We start from the raw sequence: 14,898 nt of genomic DNA, 5'->3' as shown, positions 1-14,898 counted from the left end.
TCATTCGCCCTTTTAACGACCAGTGATGACGCCTAACCACATATCAGTTCTAAGGATGGGTAACCAAAAGAAAAACACCTGTTTATGGTCAAAGCAGCCTGCACACAAAGCTCAGTGCGCCTTAGTTCATCCACCTTCAACACTACATGCCGAAAGTCATTTACCCGCGCTACAGCGCTAAGGACTAAATAAGCTAAAGACTGAGCGTTACGACAGACGGACTACCGTCGGAGCCTTTGATCTATGCGCTATCAGACCAACTACAACCCGACGCAACTCAATAGTAGCTATCAGACACTGATGATTGGCCAGTGGCGCCTGCACTACCTGGCCTACTCCCGTGCGAGCCATGACCCGCGGCCGCCAGTGCTATTTATTGGCGGGGCATTTCAGACCTTTCGCTCTTTCAGCCATGAAGTCAGCGAACTGCTCGTCGACCACCCTGTCATTCTGCTCGACTTGCCCAGCCAGGGCAGCAATTTACAACTGGCTGGCGAGCTTGACCTGGAGGACTTGGCCGATTTGATTGCAGGCTTTATCAGCGAACTCAACCTACCAGCCGTTATGCCAGTGGGCCTCTCTTATGGCTCGGCACTCGCTGCATTGTTTGCCTGTCGCCACCCCAACAAATGCCAGCGCTTGCTCTTGTCAGGCGTGGCCGCCTTCGGTAGGCCAGGCGCGAGAATGCTTCTGGAGGAGAGCTTGCAAGCCCTTGAACACGGCGACTTCAGCAGCTTTGCTCAAGGGGTAGTCAACGGCTTGATAAACCCTTTGCGCACCCAACAGACCGGCATTTCACCTACCTTTCAAAAGGTCATGCTGCGCCAACTCCAACGCTTATCGAACTCAGAGATTCAACGTTATAAGCAAAACAGCCAGCGCCTGCTCGACTTCCACGGCTTTGACTCGCACCCGCAATGCCCGACACTCATTCTTGCTGGAGAGTACGATCACTTCACTCAACCCTGGGAGCACGCGCACTTTGCAGCAGCCTGCGCCAATGCAGAATTTGCAATCATCCAGGGGGCCGACCACCTCGCACAGATAGAACGTCGGCCGAGCTGCAACCAACTTTATCTACCCTTCCTGCAAAGCATCCCGCTACCCATGCAGTGCCCCGGCGCCACGCGAGTCCAGCCCAGTGAACTGTTGCAACTGGAGCGCCGCCAAGAACTTCGCACATTGCCCCTGCACCATCAGGTTTGCCTGCATCAGGTTGATGGCCACTCATGGCCTGCGCAGCTCCTGGAGGTGGGTTTTTTCGGCGGAGTTTTGCGCTGCGATGACATCCAGAACCTGCCTGCCCGCGGCTGGCAACTGGACATCCAGGCGCTTGGCCCATTGGGTATTCTGTTTATTCATCAATCAACAGAGGGTGCAGCGTTCATATTCACTCACTGCGAGGCACAGGCGAGCCAAGCGCTCGCTCACTACCTTCAGTGCACAGAACAGAACCGCCGCGCGCTCACGTACGCGCATGAACGACACGCACCAAGCCCGGCAAAGTCGACAGGGGCAAACCCAAATCTTTAGCCCGCAAACTCGGGTCAACCACCGCTACATCGGCAAAGCCACAGGCGTTGAAACCTTCGGCAATGGCATCAGCATCGGCGTAATGCAGGAAGTACTCACCGCGGGTCAGCCTGCCAACCAAGTCGACGCCCCAGCGGATTTGCCGATAGCGCGGGTGCAGATGGAGCTCAGGATAGAGGTCCGTGACATAGCTGGCAGCGCAGAAGGGCCGCAACTGCTCGGCTAAACGCGTCCAAAATAACTCTATCTGGTCCAGTGAAAAGTAATTAACCAACCCCTCGGTAATCACAACCACCGGCTCACTACGATTGAGTTGAGCAAATGCGTTGGCAAGCCTAAAGGGGCCATCCTCGGCAAATACATCAACTGAGACAACCTGATGCGTGTTACTCAGCCACTGATTTTCTGCCAGCAACTGCCCCTTGCGCCCGGCCATCGCTGGCAGGTCGGCCTCTATATAATGCAGTTGAGGGTAGCGCTGGGTGAAACGATAGCCTCTGGGCGAGAGACCACAGGCAATTTCCACCACCTGACAAACCCCATCAATTTCGATGGCGCGTTGTAAATCTGCATCAATCTGCAGGTGGCGCAGCAGCAACATCCGCTCGAGATCAAGGTCAAAAAACTTTCGGCTGGCCCACATAACAGGCCTCAACACCGCATGGGAAAAACGGCCAAAGAGACTGACAAATGCAGCGTCCGACAGACCGCGCCGATACCAGACATAAGCGGTAAAATGCGCACTGGGGCTTATGTGACGATGAAGTACTCGTTCAGACATGCTTAAGGCTCATCTTGTTACACTCCGAGCCAGCCTATGCCCAACTGCCAAACAGCGACAGCCCATGCATGCCGAACCCGTCTTAAGTACTGCAAGCCATCCTCCACTGATACTGAGTGATGATTTCTTTAATCGCGATGCACGTGTGCTGGCCCGTGACCTGCTCGGCAAAATCATTCGCCATCGTCAGGGCGAACGCTGGCTGTCGGCGCGCATTATCGAAACCGAGGCTTATTACTGCGCAGAAAAAGGCAGCCACGCCTCACTGGGCTATACCGAAAAACGGCGCGCCCTGTTTCTCGATGGCGGGCATATCTACATGTATTACGCGCGCGGGGGTGACTCTTTGAACTTCAGCGCACAGGGACCAGGCAATGCCGTTCTGATCAAGTCAGCTTATCCATGGGTGGATGAGATCTCTGGCCCCTTGAGCCTGCAAGCTATGCAGGACAACAACCCAAATACCCAAGGTTTGCCTCGCGCGCCTGAAAAACTCTGCGCAGGTCAAACCCTGCTCTGCAGAGCCTTGGGCCTGAAGGTTCCAGACTGGGATGGGCAACGCTTCGATCCTCAGCGTTTATTTGTCGAGGATGTAGGTGAGGTCCCCCAACAGATTATTCAAACTACCCGTCTTGGCATTCCCCATGGCCGCGACGAACACCTGCTCTATCGTTTTGTGGAAGCAGCCCATGCACAGCACTGCACGCGCAACCCACTGCGACGCGGGCAAATTGAAGGCCGTGACTTCTTCCGACTTGAGCGCCAGGATGCACACCAATGAGCCAATGGATTGAAACCCTTACCAGCTGGCTATCCAGCAACCCGCAGTGGTTAGCTGCCGCAGTTTTTTTGATCGCCTTGACCGAGTGCTTGGCGATTGTTGGCTTGATAGTGCCCGGCACCTTCATGCTATTCGCAATCGCCGTAATGGCCGGCAGCGGTGCACTGAGTTTGGGCGAAACCCTGCTGCTGGGCTATTGCGGCGGCCTGCTCGGTGATGCGTTGTCCTATGCACTTGGCCGTTTTTTCCATGACGATATCCGCCGCCTTCCCGGCTTGCGGCAACGCGCACACTGGTTGACGCATGCCGAGAAATACTTTCAGCGTTACGGCATCGCCAGCTTGTTGGTAGGCCGGTTCATAGGCCCGTTGCGTCCAATGCTGCCCATGATCGCCGGGATGCTGAGCATGCCGCTGCCGCGTTTTATTGTGGTCAGCCTGCTTGCAGCGGCAGGTTGGTCAGTTGCCTATTTATTGCCCGGCTGGGCGACTGGCGCGGCGCTGCGCCTGCCTTTGCCCCCTGGATTCTGGACCGAGGCGGCAATAGTTGCAGCAACCCTTGGCGTTTTTTTGCTGGTGGCGGTGCAAAGCAATTTACGCGATCAGCGCCACGCCGGACTCTACACCGCCAGCGTAGGACTGGTTGCGTTGATTGCGCTGTTTATTGGCTGGCCGCACTTGGTCGATTTGGATCAAGGTTTGATGACGTTGATCCAAGAGCAACGCAGTAGCCATACTGACATGTTCGCCCAGAGCATTACCCACCTCGGCGACTTCACCACCCAACTGGCGGTCGGTGTACTGCTGTGCTTGTTATTGATGGCAGCCAAACAATGGCGCTCGGCGCTATTCAGCGCAATGACCCTGCTGGGCACTGCGTGCGGCAATCACATGCTCAAGCTGATGTTCGCCCGCCAGCGACCGGAGGTGCTGCTCGAGCCCCTTAGCAGCTTCAGTTTTCCCAGCGGCCACAGCTCAGCGGCATTCGCATTTTTCTTAGTGCTAGGCGTTTTAGCTGGGCGCGAACAACCGGCGCGACTGCGTTTGACCTGGCTGATAGTGGCCTGCATACCACCTCTGATGATAGCTTGCTCACGCGTGTATCTCGGCGTGCATTGGCCCACTGACATTATTGGCGGAGCGCTACTGGCAAGCACATTATGCGCGGCAAGTTTGGCCCTGATTCAATTTGAACGCCCACTCGGCGCGGTTTCGATGAAAGCCTGGTGGTTGATTCTCCCCGCCTGCACCGCCCTGCTGGCAGGGGTTTCGGTCTGGCAGCTATCCAGCCATGCATTGCTGTACCGCTACTAGGCCCGGCCGATGCAGGGCTGAACTCAAGCGTTAAGTTCGTCTTGCAGCAAATCAAGCACCTCTTGCAACAACTCCAGGCGCTCCAAGGGCTGATCAATTCCGAGCAACTGGATTTTCTGCTCAGGCTCAAGCGGCAGTAGATAAGCCAACTGATTGGCCAGGTCAGCCTGGCCGTTGGCTTGGCCTTCCATGCCCAATGCTTCAACCATCGGATGCACTGCCAGCGCGTGCAGCAACGCATTAAGATCAGCATGCGATTCCAGCAGTGGCTGTTCAGCGGGCTCATCCAGCCACGTAACGTCAGCCATGGTCAGCTGATCGGCCAAGACTTGGGCACGCTCCACGCGAAAACGTCGCCCACCCTGAACACGAATACCCAGCAACCCGTTGGGTTGCTGCTGAAAATCCCGAACCAAGGCCTCGCAGCCTATTGCCGAAAACTGCCCGGCCGCTTCACCGGCTTCGCTACCTTCAATGATGCACACCACACCAAAGCCTGCGCTTTGTTTCATGCAGCGGCTGATCATATCGAGATAGCGCGCTTCGAAAATCTGCAAATCCAACAAACAGCCAGGAAACAACACCGTATTCAATGGAAACAATGGCAGGTGCACAGCAGCCTCCTTCTTCACCTGAGCAATACAATGGCCAACGGTAACAGCACAGCCGTCAGCATGCCCATCAAACTCATAGCCAATGCGGCAAAAGCGCCGCACTCTTCACTTTCCTGCATCGCCCGTGAGGTCCCCACCGCATGCGCGGTGATGCCTAAAGCCAGCCCAACTGCAGCGTGATGACGGACACCGAACAGACGCAACAATGATGGCCCAAGAATGGCACCAACAACCCCGGTCAACATGACAAATACTGCCGCTAATGCCGCAATACCCCCAATTTGATCTGCTACCAGCATAGCAATAGGCGATGTGACCGATTTGGGCGCGATACTCATCAGGATCAAATGCTCTGCACCGAACAACCAAGCAATCCCAATACCCAAGCAGGTCGCTACCAAGCCTCCTGCCAACAAAGTCGTGACTGTTGGCCAGAACAGCTGGCGAATCCTGCGCAGATTCAAAAACAAGGGCACAGCCAAGGCCACTGTGGCCGGGCCCAGGAGCAACGTCATCGACGCAACGCTGACCTTGTACTCGGCATAGCTCAGCCCACAAATAAGCAAAATGGCGATAACAATGACCATCGACACTAATACCGGCTGTAAAAACACCCAGCGGGTTTTCTCATAGCCGACCATCGCCAGTTGATAGGCGCCCAAGGTGATACCCACGCCAAACAATGGATGATGGGTAATTGCTTGCCACGCCGCGAACCAATCCAGATTCATAGGCCACCCTGCTTGCGCACTTGGCGGTCGATCAGCTTCTGCATTAGCCAACCGGCGAACACCAGTGAAAGCACCAACGACAGCACTAAGGCGCCAACCACTGCCCAGAAATCTGCAGCAATATCGGTGGCATAAGCCATTACGCCTACAGCGGGCGGTACAAGAATCAGCGGAAGGTACTTGAGCAAACTGCTCGCGGCTTCGCGCAAAGGCGCATCAACCTCGCCACGAACCAGAAGAAAGATAAACAGCAACATCATGCCGATAATCGGCCCCGGCAAAATCGGTAAAAATAGAACATTCAGTCCTGTGCCCAATAGTTGGCACAGCACCAGCCATGAAAGGCCGCGCAACAGCATTGTGAGTCTCCGCAGGATAGTGAGCGTGGCAGCTTATTGAACGCTAGTGCACGCATCAGGTAGTCGAGGGCTTGAACACCCTATGAACAGAGTCATTATAAGCTGCCTATGGGTTCAGCTATAACCCACTATTCAAAAAGCAACATCCTACTTGACCCTGATACCGGGCCATGGTGATCTAAGCCACTGAGGCAATACACATAAAAGAACAATACCGTCTCCCCAAGGAGGGAATATGCCGCAGGTCAAAATTGAAGCGCTAAAGGGGTATGTGGGCAAAGAACTGGGCCGCTCCGAATGGTTAACCGTTGATCAGCAACGAATCAATGAGTTCGCGGACTGCACGGGTGACCACCAATTCATCCACATCGACCCTGAGAAAGCCAAGCACACCCCATTTGGCTCAACCATTGCTCATGGTTTCTTATCTCTGTCGCTGATCCCGATGTTGATGGAAGACATCATGATCGTTCCTGAAGGCCTGAAAATGGCCATTAACTATGGCTTCGACAGTGTGCGCTTTATCCAACCGGTCAAAGTCGATTCCAAGGTACGCTTGGTGGCGACTCTGCTCGATGCACACGAAAAAAACCCGGGCCAATGGCTGCTCAAAGTCCGTGCGGTACTTGAAATCGAAGGCTCAGAAAAGCCCGCGTATACGTCCGAAATACTGACGCTGTGCTTCGTTTGATCTGAGTACTGATGGCGGCAAGCCGTATTTGCTGCCATCGTTAAAACCCACCCCTTGCGCGCCTGAACCCTCGACTCACGCCGTCGCCTTTCTATCTCCCTACTTTGCTGCATACTTCAACTCTGTGTTTATAGGGACGTTAACGATGCGCTGTTTCGCCAAGACCGCACCTGTGGCCTTCGCACTAATCCTGACGGCCTGCGGTGAGGGCGAGTCGCTACTTCCCGCCAATGCGACCTTGCCCGACGGCTCACATTATCGGGGGCAAGTTGTCGACGGCTTGCTACAGGGTCCCGGACGCCTCGATTTTGTTGGCGGCGGCTGGTACCAAGGCGATTTTAAAGACGGCCGAATGAGCGGCACAGGGGAGTTGCGCACAAACGACGGCGAGCATTACAGCGGCGAATTCAAACAAGGCCGCTACGATGGCCAAGGCAAACTTAGCCTGGCAAACGGTAGCCGCTACGAAGGTGGATTCCTCGACGGACTTTACGCAGGCGAAGGCACACTTGAATACCAGGCAATGCTGTATCGAGGCCAATTCAAAAAGGGTCAATTCAGCGGCTTGGGCTCACTCGTCAAGGCCAACAAGAGCCATTATCTCGGCCAGTTCAGCGCAGGCCAGGCCAATGGCCAGGGCGTGCGTACAGACGAGTATGGCAATCAGTTCAGCGGAAGTTTTACCGACGGCTCACTCAATGGCCCCGGCAGCTTTAAAAGCAGCGATGGCGATCTCTATACCGGCGGTTTTATTGATGATCAATTTGTCGGCAGCGGGCGCTATCAAACCGCTGAAGGTGATAGCTGGAGTGGCGTGTTCAGCAATGGCGCGCTCAATGGACACGGCGAGTTTAAGGGCGCCGACGGCAGCCACTATTTAGGTGAGTTCAGTGACTGGTCCTACAATGGCCAAGGCCACTTACGCTTAGCCGACGGCAGCCGCTACAGCGGGCACTTTGCCTATGGCGAATACACGGGCCAAGGCACACTGACCATGGCTGACGGCAGCCAAAAAACCGGAGTCTGGCTCAATAGCCAGTTAATTCGCGATGATAAGGGTAAGGCCCTCCCCGATCCACTTGAACTCGGCCTGCTCGCACAAGGCCAGTTGCTCGAGCGCGCGATAACGCAATTGCCAGAATCGACTCCCGAGCAAGAAATCTATGCCTTAACTGTCGCCGGAGACGGCAAGCAAAGCGTGTTTATGCGCGAAGCTGACTATGTCACCAACCTGCTCCAGCAGCGGTTTTCTGCGCAGGGCACAATCACCCTCATTAATCATCGCGATCATCTCAATGACCGACCGATGGCGACACGCGAAAGCATACGGCGCGCGGTTGAGGGGCTGGCGCACCGCACGGGTCCGGAAGACTTGGTTTTTATATATTTAACCAGCCATGGCTCGCGCAATCATGAACTGAACTTAGACGTGCCGCGCATCCAGTTCGCTGACTTACCGGCCAAGGAGCTTGCAGCCCTGCTCAAGCCCTTGGCCGACCGGGACAAAGTTATCGTGATCTCGGCCTGCTACTCCGGCGGTTTTATTCCTGAACTCAAAGACCAAAGGACTCTGGTGATAACAGCCGCCAGCGCTGATCGAGTGTCCTTTGGCTGCTCTGACGACAACGACTTCACTTATTTTGGCCGCGCACTGTTTGCCAATGCATTGAACCAGACGGATGACCTTGAGCGAGCATTCGCACAGGCCAAGAGCGAAGTCAGCCGACGGGAAAAGGAACAAGATTTTGCCCCGTCAGAACCTCAAATGTGGGCACCCAAACAGGTGATCAAACACTGGCAGTCCCTGCGCGCCGAACAGGCAAAGCGCGCATTAATGATTAAAACCGGTTGAGTCCCTCTGCTGCATCACACAAAAAACCATAAGTAAGCGCAGTTTTTTTCTGTATAGCGCAATAGTTCGCTACGGCCTGATAAGCTGATATGTATCAGCGGAGAAACAACAACTATGTATTTGACCCCTCAACACATCTTACTTGCTGGCGCCACAGGCGTTACTGGCGAGCATTTACTCGACAGACTGCTCAATGAGCCAACGGTGGCCAGGGTTCTCGCGCCGACTCGCCGGCCACTGGCCGAGCACGCTCACTTAGAAAACCCCGTTGGCGAGTTAGTGGATGTATTGCCGCAACTCAGTGGCCAAGTTGATACCGCCTTTTGCTGCCTGGGTACGACCATCAAGCGTGCCGGTTCCAAAGAGGCCTTCCATGCAGTAGATCACGACTTGGTCGTAGCATTTGCCCAGCGTGCTCGTGAAATGGGCGCGCGGCATCTGTTGGTGGTCAGTGCAATAGGTGCAGACGCCAACTCATCGGTGTTTTACAACCAGGTCAAGGGCCAGACCGAAGAAGCCCTGAAACAACAAGACTGGCCGCAATTAACCATCGCACGCCCTTCCCTGCTGATCGGCCCGCGTGCGGAATTCCGTCTGGCCGAGCGCATAATGATGCCGCTGTCGCGTCTGCTGCCCGGGAAATATCACGGAATTGAAACCACCGTTCTGGCACGCGCACTATGGCGACTGGCACTTGAGGAAGATGATGGGACACGCATCATTGAGTCAGACCAACTACGCCGACTAGGCCGCTAATTCGAGGTAATGCCGACTATGAGTACAACTCACAACAGTCTGATCGAAGCCTTGGTTGATGCCGACATGCTCGAAATCGACGGGCTTTATGCCTGGCAATTCAAGCTCGACAAAGAGTTGCTTGCGCAAGTGAGTGCGGGGTCAGCCAGTAACGACAGCCAAGCCAAGCCGTTGCTCAGCATGGAGTGCATCGACGGTCGTGACCGCCGCCACTGGCAGTTCACCTTGGGTCAGATCAGCGCCGCCAGCTATGACAACGCCAACGAATGCTGGACGCTTGCAGGCCCGGAGCAATCACACAGCTTGAAATGCTTTGCCGCCATCAGCGGCAACAATGACGACGATGATGAAGCTGTGCCAGATGAAGCCAGCTGATTATTAACAGGACACTCGAATGAGCCTGTACGAGCGCTTTGTGCTACCTCGCCTGATCGACTTCGCTTGCGGCATGGGCGAGGTGATGAAAGCGCGCTCGAAGATTGTTCCGCAGGCACAGGGCAGAGTACTTGAAATCGGGATAGGCAGCGGCCTCAACCTTGAGTTTTATGACCCGAAAAAAGTCAGCGCAGTGGTTGGCGTTGACCCTTCAGCCGACATGCAAAAACTCGCCACTGAACGTGCAGCAAAAATCAGCATTCCAGTTGAAATGATTGCCCTAGAACTCGGCCAAATCAAAGCTGCCGACGCCAGTTTCGACAGCATCGTGTGCACCTTCACGTTATGCACAATCACCGACGCTGTTGCCGCGTTGAAGGAAATGCGCCGTGTGCTCAAGCCCCAGGGCCGCTTACTGTTTTGCGAGCATGGCCTGGCACCTGACCCCGCCGTCATCCGCTGGCAAAATCGACTGACCCCCATCTGGAAACCATTGGCTGGCGGCTGCCACCTGAACCGCGATATTCCTGCGCTGATAAGGGCTGGAGGTTTCAATATTGGCGAGTTGGACACGCGATATTTGCAGGGTCCCAAAGCCATGACCTACGTCTATTCCGGCTGGGCCGACTAACCAACCAGTGGTGGCATCAACACGATTGGAATTTCAGGTTGCAACAACCTGAACCGCACTGAAATTCTCGCGTTACCCCCATGCTCCCGTCCAACGCCCAACGCCCAACGCTCTGTAAGGCCACTATTTTCAAGAGCGCACCTGATGATCGGTTGAGTCGAAGTGCGCTAAAGGCCGCCTGTGACATTCAATGTCCCGCCCAGCGCGGTGATCAGCGAGAGCGGCAACAGCAGCGTATCCAGCAGCGCACTCAATGGCAGGTCCAGCCCTGGCATCGCCGGTGCCTCAGCGCCGTAACGATCCATTGGGCAACAACCACCGTTCAAGGCATACCAATCGAGTCGGGTTCCGGCATACACCACAGGCGCATCGGCTTTGGCCGCATCCAATGTCCGTACACTGGCGCAGCCGCTGGTTGCTGTAAGCAATGCAACCAGTATCAGCCTGCCGAAACCCTTTTTAGTCATCGCGACTAACGTGATGATGCTCGCCCCAGCGCGGCAACATATCCTGCGGGACCCCAAGGCAATTGAGGATGCGTGCGACGACAAAGTCGATCAAGTCATCAATGGTTTGTGGCTGGTGATAAAAACCAGGGGCGGCTGGCAATATGATCGCCCCCATATTCGACAACCTCAACATATTCTCCAGATGAATGCTGGAAAACGGTGCTTCGCGCGGGACCAAAATCAGCTGACGGCGCTCTTTGAGGGTGACATCCGCCGCCCGCTCAATCAGGTTATTGCAGGCGCCTGTGGCAATCGCAGACAGGGTGCCGGTCGAACAGGGTACGACCACCATTGCGCTCGGCGAGCCTGAACCTGACGCCACAGGCGACATCCAGTCTTCCTTGCCGTACACCCGGATCTGATCCGGCGCAGCCCCCGTGTACTCACTCAGGAAAGCCTGCATCGCTTGTGGCTTGGCAGGCAAGGTCACGTCAGTTTCGGTGGCCATTACCAACTGCGCAGCCTTGGAGATCAGAAAGTGCACCTCGCGCTCTTCCTGCACTAAACAATCGAGCAAGCGCAGTCCATATTGAGCACCCGAAGCGCCACTCATTGCCAAGGTGATCCGTTCTGGCCCTTGCATCATTATGCCTCCAGTGCCTTGGCTAACTTACCGTGCAGACCGCCGAAGCCGCCGTTGCTCATCACCACAATTTGCGTGCCGGGCTCTGCCTGGGCTTTAACCCCGGCGATGATGTCTTCAAGGGAATCACACACCGTGGTTGGCACCGTTGATGAAGCCACCACTGCAGCCAGATCCCAACCCAGATTCGCCGGCGCATACCAATACACCTGATCCGCCTGCTGCACAGAACCGGGCAAGCCCTCGCGATGGGCGCCAAGTTTCATCGAGTTGGAGCGCGGCTCGATCACGGCAATCAGCTTGGCAGAGCCAATTTGTTTGCGCAAACCGTCCAGCGTAGTGGCAATCGCCGTTGGATGATGGGCAAAGTCGTCATAGATGGTCACACCCTTAACTTCAGCCACCTTCTCCATGCGCCGCTTGGCATTCTTAAACAAGCACAAGGCTTCAATACCCAGCGCCGGAACCACCCCGACATGACGCGCGGCGGCAAGCACAGCCAAGGCATTAGCGACGTTATGTTGCCCGGTCAACGCCCAGTCAACGATGCCCTCAACCCGGTCTTCGAACAGCACTTCAAAACGAGCGCCATCGTCACTGAGCAAACGCGCTTGCCACTGCCCGTTGTTTCCAGTGGTCTGCACGGGCGTCCAGCACCCCATCTCAACCACACGTTCAAGCGCGGTTTCAGCGGTTGGATAAATGACCAGTCCTTCGCTTGGAATTGTCCGCACCAAATGATGAAACTGCCGCTCAATAGCTGCAAGATCAGGGAAGATATCCGCATGATCAAACTCAAGATTATTGAGAATCGCAGTGCGTGGGCGGTAATGCACAAACTTCGACCGTTTATCGAAGAATGCGCTGTCATATTCATCCGCCTCAATTACGAAGAATGGGGTATCGCCCAAACGTGCCGAAATACCAAAGTTCTGCGGCACACCACCAATCAAGAAGCCCGGGCTCATGCCCGCATGCTCAAGTATCCACGCGAGCATGCTACTGCTGGTGGTTTTCCCATGCGTACCGGCAACGGCCAATACCCAACGACCTTGCAGCACATGATCGGCCAACCACTGCGGACCACTGACATAGGGCAAGCCCTTATTGAGCACGTATTCGACCGCTGGATTGCCACGTGACATGGCATTGCCAATCACCACCAAATCGGGGGCGGGATCAAGCTGTTCGGGGTCATAACCCTGAGTTAGCACAATGCCTTGAGCTTCAAGCTGGGTGCTCATTGGCGGATAGACATTGGCATCTGAACCCGTGACATGGTGACCCAACTCTTTGGCCAGAACCGCCATTGAGCCCATAAACGTGCCGCAAATACCAAGGATGTGGATATGCATGAAAAACCTAAACCTCTGAAACGGGCCGCATCAGCCCGACAAAATCTTGCCGCAGATTAGCACAGCAATGCCCTGCACGGCCTAACCGCCGCGACCATCGCAATGCCGCTCTGAGCACAGCAACCCAGTGCAGGTCGCGCTGGGTTTCGAACGCCACCGATGCAGAAGGTGCATTAATATTTCGACACATTGCCGGGGTTTATTCGGTTGAAAGTCAGGGCCACGCTGGTACACCAATCGGGAGCTGAGGGCCGCCGCAAACGAGCGTTTAGATTATCGTCCCAAATTTAGCGCCAAAGCGTCTAGTCTGTATCTCGCAACAGGCAGGGAGCCGCTAATGCGAGGGGCCATACACAGCGCCCCTACCAAAGCCCAATGTGACTGGGCGGCCCTCACGCCTAGATTGATCACGTGATGCACCCGCTTAACTTGTGTGCATCACCTCAACATAAAAAGAGGCCCGCATCATGATTTACGCTAAACCCGGAACTCCAGGCGCAGTCGTTTCATTCAAGGCGCGTTACGGCAACTTTATTGGTGGTGAGTTTGTGGCCCCAGTTGATGGTGAGTATTTCTCCAACACCAGCCCAATTGACGCCTCGCTCATCGCTGAGTTCCCGCGATCGCGCGCTGCAGATATTGACCTTGCACTGGATGCCGCTCACGGCGCCGCTGACGCGTGGGGCAAAACCTCAGCGCAGGCACGCGCCTTGGTACTGCTAAAAATTGCAGATCGTATCGAGGAGAACCTTGAACTGCTGGCGGTCACCGAAACCTGGGACAACGGCAAGGCCGTACGCGAAACGTTAAATGCTGATGTACCGCTGGCCGCTGATCACTTTCGTTATTTCGCCGGCTGCATTCGCGCGCAAGAAGGCAGTGCCGCCGAAATCGACGAACACACAGCGGCCTACCATTTTCACGAACCACTGGGCGTTGTTGGTCAGATCATTCCGTGGAACTTCCCGCTGCTAATGGCCGCCTGGAAACTCGCGCCAGCACTGGCAGCAGGCAACTGCGTGGTGCTCAAGCCAGCCGAGCAAACACCCCTGTCGATCACCGTATTTGCCGAACTGGTTGGCGACCTGCTGCCCGCTGGCGTACTCAATATTGTCCAGGGTTATGGTCGAGAAGCCGGCGAAGCCCTAGCCACGAGCAAGCGGATCGCTAAGATCGCCTTCACAGGCTCAACGCCTGTCGGCTCACATATTCTCAAATGTGCAGCCGAAAACATTATTCCATCAACGGTCGAGCTGGGCGGCAAATCACCCAACGTGTTCTTCGAAGACATCATGCAAGCCGAACCGGAGTTCATTGAAAAAGCCGCCGAGGGTCTGGTTCTCGCCTTCTTCAACCAAGGCGAAGTGTGCACCTGTCCATCGCGGGCACTGGTGCAGGAATCGATCTACGAGCCGTTCATGCTCGAAGTGATGAAGAAGATCAAACAGATCAAACGCGGCAACCCGCTCGATACCGAAACCATGGTCGGCGCACAAGCCTCGGAACAACAATACGACAAGATCCTCAGCTACCTCGAAATCGCCCAGCAAGAAGGGGCCGAACTGCTCACCGGCGGCGCTACAGAAAAGCTGGAAGGCGACCTATCGAATGGTTATTACATCCAGCCGACACTGCTCAAAGGCACCAACAAAATGCGCGTCTTCCAGGAAGAGATTTTTGGTCCGGTGGTGGGCGTGACCACCTTCAAAGATGAGGCAGAAGCCTTGGCCATCGCCAACGACACTGAGTTTGGGCTGGGTGCTGGCCTCTGGACGCGCGACATCAACCGCGCTTATCGAATGGGCCGGGCAATCAAGGCGGGCCGGGTTTGGACCAATTGTTACCACCTCTACCCCGCCCATGCGGCATTCGGCGGTTACAAGAAGTCTGGCGTTGGCCGCGAAACCCACAAGATGATGCTCGACCATTATCAGCAAACCAAAAACCTGCTGATCAGCTACGACATCAACCCGCTGGGCTTCTTCTAACCAAAGCACAGGCCACAGCAGCCCTGTGGCCTGTCTTCTTTTGCCT

Annotated in this window: 16 protein-coding genes; 9 read left to right on the top strand and 7 right to left on the bottom strand. The window is 55.5% G+C overall.

Features of this window, described 5'->3' with window-relative positions:
* The first annotated feature begins 243 nt into the window (after positions 1-243).
* Entirely contained in the window at positions 244-1,533 is a 1,290-nt protein-coding gene (locus tag AACY09_RS18575) for an alpha/beta fold hydrolase (protein WP_339490138.1), read from the top strand.
* Here AACY09_RS18575 and AACY09_RS18570 read toward each other — a convergent pair.
* Positions 1,466-2,314, bottom strand: coding sequence for a class I SAM-dependent methyltransferase (locus AACY09_RS18570; protein WP_339490136.1), 849 nt, complete (start codon positions 2,312-2,314; stop codon positions 1,466-1,468). The genes AACY09_RS18575 and AACY09_RS18570 overlap by 68 nt on opposite strands.
* A 64-nt stretch (positions 2,315-2,378) precedes the next feature.
* On the opposite strand from AACY09_RS18570, the gene AACY09_RS18565 reads away from it, so the two are divergent.
* Both AACY09_RS18565 and AACY09_RS18560 read left to right on the top strand, forming a co-directional pair.
* A complete protein-coding gene (locus AACY09_RS18565) occupies positions 2,379-3,095 on the top strand; it encodes a DNA-3-methyladenine glycosylase (protein ID WP_339490135.1) in 717 nt (238 codons plus the stop codon).
* Positions 3,092-4,408, top strand: coding sequence for a bifunctional DedA family/phosphatase PAP2 family protein (locus AACY09_RS18560; RefSeq protein WP_339490133.1), 1,317 nt, complete (start codon positions 3,092-3,094; stop codon positions 4,406-4,408). Before AACY09_RS18565 ends, AACY09_RS18560 begins: the two co-directional genes overlap by 4 nt.
* A gap of 23 nt (positions 4,409-4,431) precedes the next feature.
* Here the strand turns inward: AACY09_RS18560 and AACY09_RS18555 are convergent, their stop codons facing one another.
* From AACY09_RS18555 to AACY09_RS18545, 3 genes are read right to left on the bottom strand one after another with little or no spacing between them, the layout of a single operon-like run.
* Entirely contained in the window at positions 4,432-5,022 is a 591-nt protein-coding gene (locus tag AACY09_RS18555; protein ID WP_339490132.1) for an LON peptidase substrate-binding domain-containing protein, read from the bottom strand.
* Positions 5,023-5,036: 14 nt separating this feature from the next.
* Positions 5,037-5,753: an LrgB family protein gene (locus AACY09_RS18550; RefSeq protein WP_339490131.1), complete on the bottom strand. Its 717-nt coding sequence runs from the start codon at positions 5,751-5,753 to the stop codon at positions 5,037-5,039.
* Positions 5,750-6,112, bottom strand: coding sequence for a CidA/LrgA family protein (locus AACY09_RS18545; protein ID WP_339490129.1), 363 nt, complete (start codon positions 6,110-6,112; stop codon positions 5,750-5,752). The genes AACY09_RS18550 and AACY09_RS18545 overlap by 4 nt, the downstream gene beginning before the upstream one ends.
* 235 nt (positions 6,113-6,347) lie before the next feature.
* Here AACY09_RS18545 and AACY09_RS18540 point away from each other — a divergent pair, with 235 nt between their 5' ends.
* The 5 genes from AACY09_RS18540 to AACY09_RS18520 all read left to right on the top strand — a co-directional run bounded on the left by AACY09_RS18540 (position 6,348) and on the right by AACY09_RS18520 (position 10,417).
* Positions 6,348-6,803 (top strand): MaoC family dehydratase, encoded by a 456-nt coding sequence (locus AACY09_RS18540; protein WP_339490128.1) that lies wholly within the window; start codon positions 6,348-6,350, stop codon positions 6,801-6,803.
* 145 nt (positions 6,804-6,948) lie between these two features.
* A complete protein-coding gene (locus tag AACY09_RS18535; protein ID WP_339490127.1) occupies positions 6,949-8,655 on the top strand; it encodes a C13 family peptidase in 1,707 nt (568 codons plus the stop codon).
* 114 nt (positions 8,656-8,769) lie between these two features.
* A complete protein-coding gene (locus AACY09_RS18530) occupies positions 8,770-9,411 on the top strand; it encodes an oxidoreductase (RefSeq protein WP_339490125.1) in 642 nt (213 codons plus the stop codon).
* Positions 9,412-9,429: 18 nt separating this feature from the next.
* Entirely contained in the window at positions 9,430-9,786 is a 357-nt protein-coding gene (locus tag AACY09_RS18525) for a DUF5629 family protein (protein WP_339490123.1), read from the top strand.
* A 19-nt stretch (positions 9,787-9,805) separates the two neighbouring features.
* Positions 9,806-10,417, top strand: coding sequence for a class I SAM-dependent methyltransferase (locus AACY09_RS18520; protein ID WP_339490121.1), 612 nt, complete (start codon positions 9,806-9,808; stop codon positions 10,415-10,417).
* Between the two features lie 167 nt (positions 10,418-10,584).
* On the opposite strand, the gene AACY09_RS18515 is transcribed toward AACY09_RS18520, so the two are convergent.
* From AACY09_RS18515 to mpl, 3 genes are read right to left on the bottom strand one after another with little or no spacing between them, the layout of a single operon-like run.
* Positions 10,585-10,884: a YceK/YidQ family lipoprotein gene (locus AACY09_RS18515; protein ID WP_339490118.1), complete on the bottom strand. Its 300-nt coding sequence runs from the start codon at positions 10,882-10,884 to the stop codon at positions 10,585-10,587.
* A complete protein-coding gene (gene ubiX, locus AACY09_RS18510) occupies positions 10,877-11,509 on the bottom strand; it encodes a flavin prenyltransferase UbiX (protein WP_339490116.1) in 633 nt (210 codons plus the stop codon). Before ubiX ends, AACY09_RS18515 begins: the two co-directional genes overlap by 8 nt.
* Before the next feature lie 2 nt (positions 11,510-11,511).
* Positions 11,512-12,864 carry a UDP-N-acetylmuramate:L-alanyl-gamma-D-glutamyl-meso-diaminopimelate ligase gene (gene mpl, locus AACY09_RS18505; protein WP_339490114.1) on the bottom strand — a complete coding sequence of 451 codons (1,353 nt, stop codon included), beginning with the start codon at positions 12,862-12,864 and terminating at the stop codon, positions 11,512-11,514.
* Between the two features lie 467 nt (positions 12,865-13,331).
* Between mpl and exaC the strand changes: the two genes are divergently transcribed.
* Positions 13,332-14,852 (top strand): acetaldehyde dehydrogenase ExaC, encoded by a 1,521-nt coding sequence (gene exaC / locus AACY09_RS18500; protein WP_339490112.1) that lies wholly within the window; start codon positions 13,332-13,334, stop codon positions 14,850-14,852.
* Positions 14,853-14,898 lie beyond the last annotated feature (46 nt).

It is taken from the genome of Pseudomonas sp. EL_65y_Pfl2_R95 (assembly GCF_963971045.1).
Classification (GTDB): Bacteria; Pseudomonadota; Gammaproteobacteria; order Pseudomonadales; family Pseudomonadaceae; genus Aquipseudomonas.
This window is presented reverse-complemented; position numbering and strand designations above follow the sequence as displayed.

Excerpts from the sequence above, each read along its gene's own strand:
- AACY09_RS18550 (WP_339490131.1), bottom strand. The coding sequence starts at position 5,753 with ATGAATCTGGATTGGTTCGCGGCGTGGCAAGCAATTACCCATCATCCA.
- ubiX (WP_339490116.1), bottom strand. The coding sequence starts at position 11,509 with ATGCAAGGGCCAGAACGGATCACCTTGGCAATGAGTGGCGCTTCGGGT.
- AACY09_RS18535 (WP_339490127.1), top strand. The coding sequence starts at position 6,949 with ATGCGCTGTTTCGCCAAGACCGCACCTGTGGCCTTCGCACTAATCCTG.
- AACY09_RS18545 (WP_339490129.1), bottom strand. The coding sequence starts at position 6,112 with ATGCTGTTGCGCGGCCTTTCATGGCTGGTGCTGTGCCAACTATTGGGC.
- exaC (WP_339490112.1), top strand. The coding sequence starts at position 13,332 with ATGATTTACGCTAAACCCGGAACTCCAGGCGCAGTCGTTTCATTCAAG.
- AACY09_RS18540 (WP_339490128.1), top strand. The coding sequence starts at position 6,348 with ATGCCGCAGGTCAAAATTGAAGCGCTAAAGGGGTATGTGGGCAAAGAA.
- AACY09_RS18560 (WP_339490133.1), top strand. The coding sequence starts at position 3,092 with ATGAGCCAATGGATTGAAACCCTTACCAGCTGGCTATCCAGCAACCCG.
- AACY09_RS18525 (WP_339490123.1), top strand. The coding sequence starts at position 9,430 with ATGAGTACAACTCACAACAGTCTGATCGAAGCCTTGGTTGATGCCGAC.
- AACY09_RS18575 (WP_339490138.1), top strand. The coding sequence starts at position 244 with ATGCGCTATCAGACCAACTACAACCCGACGCAACTCAATAGTAGCTAT.
- AACY09_RS18515 (WP_339490118.1), bottom strand. The coding sequence starts at position 10,884 with ATGACTAAAAAGGGTTTCGGCAGGCTGATACTGGTTGCATTGCTTACA.
- mpl (WP_339490114.1), bottom strand. The coding sequence starts at position 12,864 with ATGCATATCCACATCCTTGGTATTTGCGGCACGTTTATGGGCTCAATG.
- AACY09_RS18565 (WP_339490135.1), top strand. The coding sequence starts at position 2,379 with ATGCATGCCGAACCCGTCTTAAGTACTGCAAGCCATCCTCCACTGATA.
- AACY09_RS18570 (WP_339490136.1), bottom strand. The coding sequence starts at position 2,314 with ATGTCTGAACGAGTACTTCATCGTCACATAAGCCCCAGTGCGCATTTT.
- AACY09_RS18530 (WP_339490125.1), top strand. The coding sequence starts at position 8,770 with ATGTATTTGACCCCTCAACACATCTTACTTGCTGGCGCCACAGGCGTT.
- AACY09_RS18520 (WP_339490121.1), top strand. The coding sequence starts at position 9,806 with ATGAGCCTGTACGAGCGCTTTGTGCTACCTCGCCTGATCGACTTCGCT.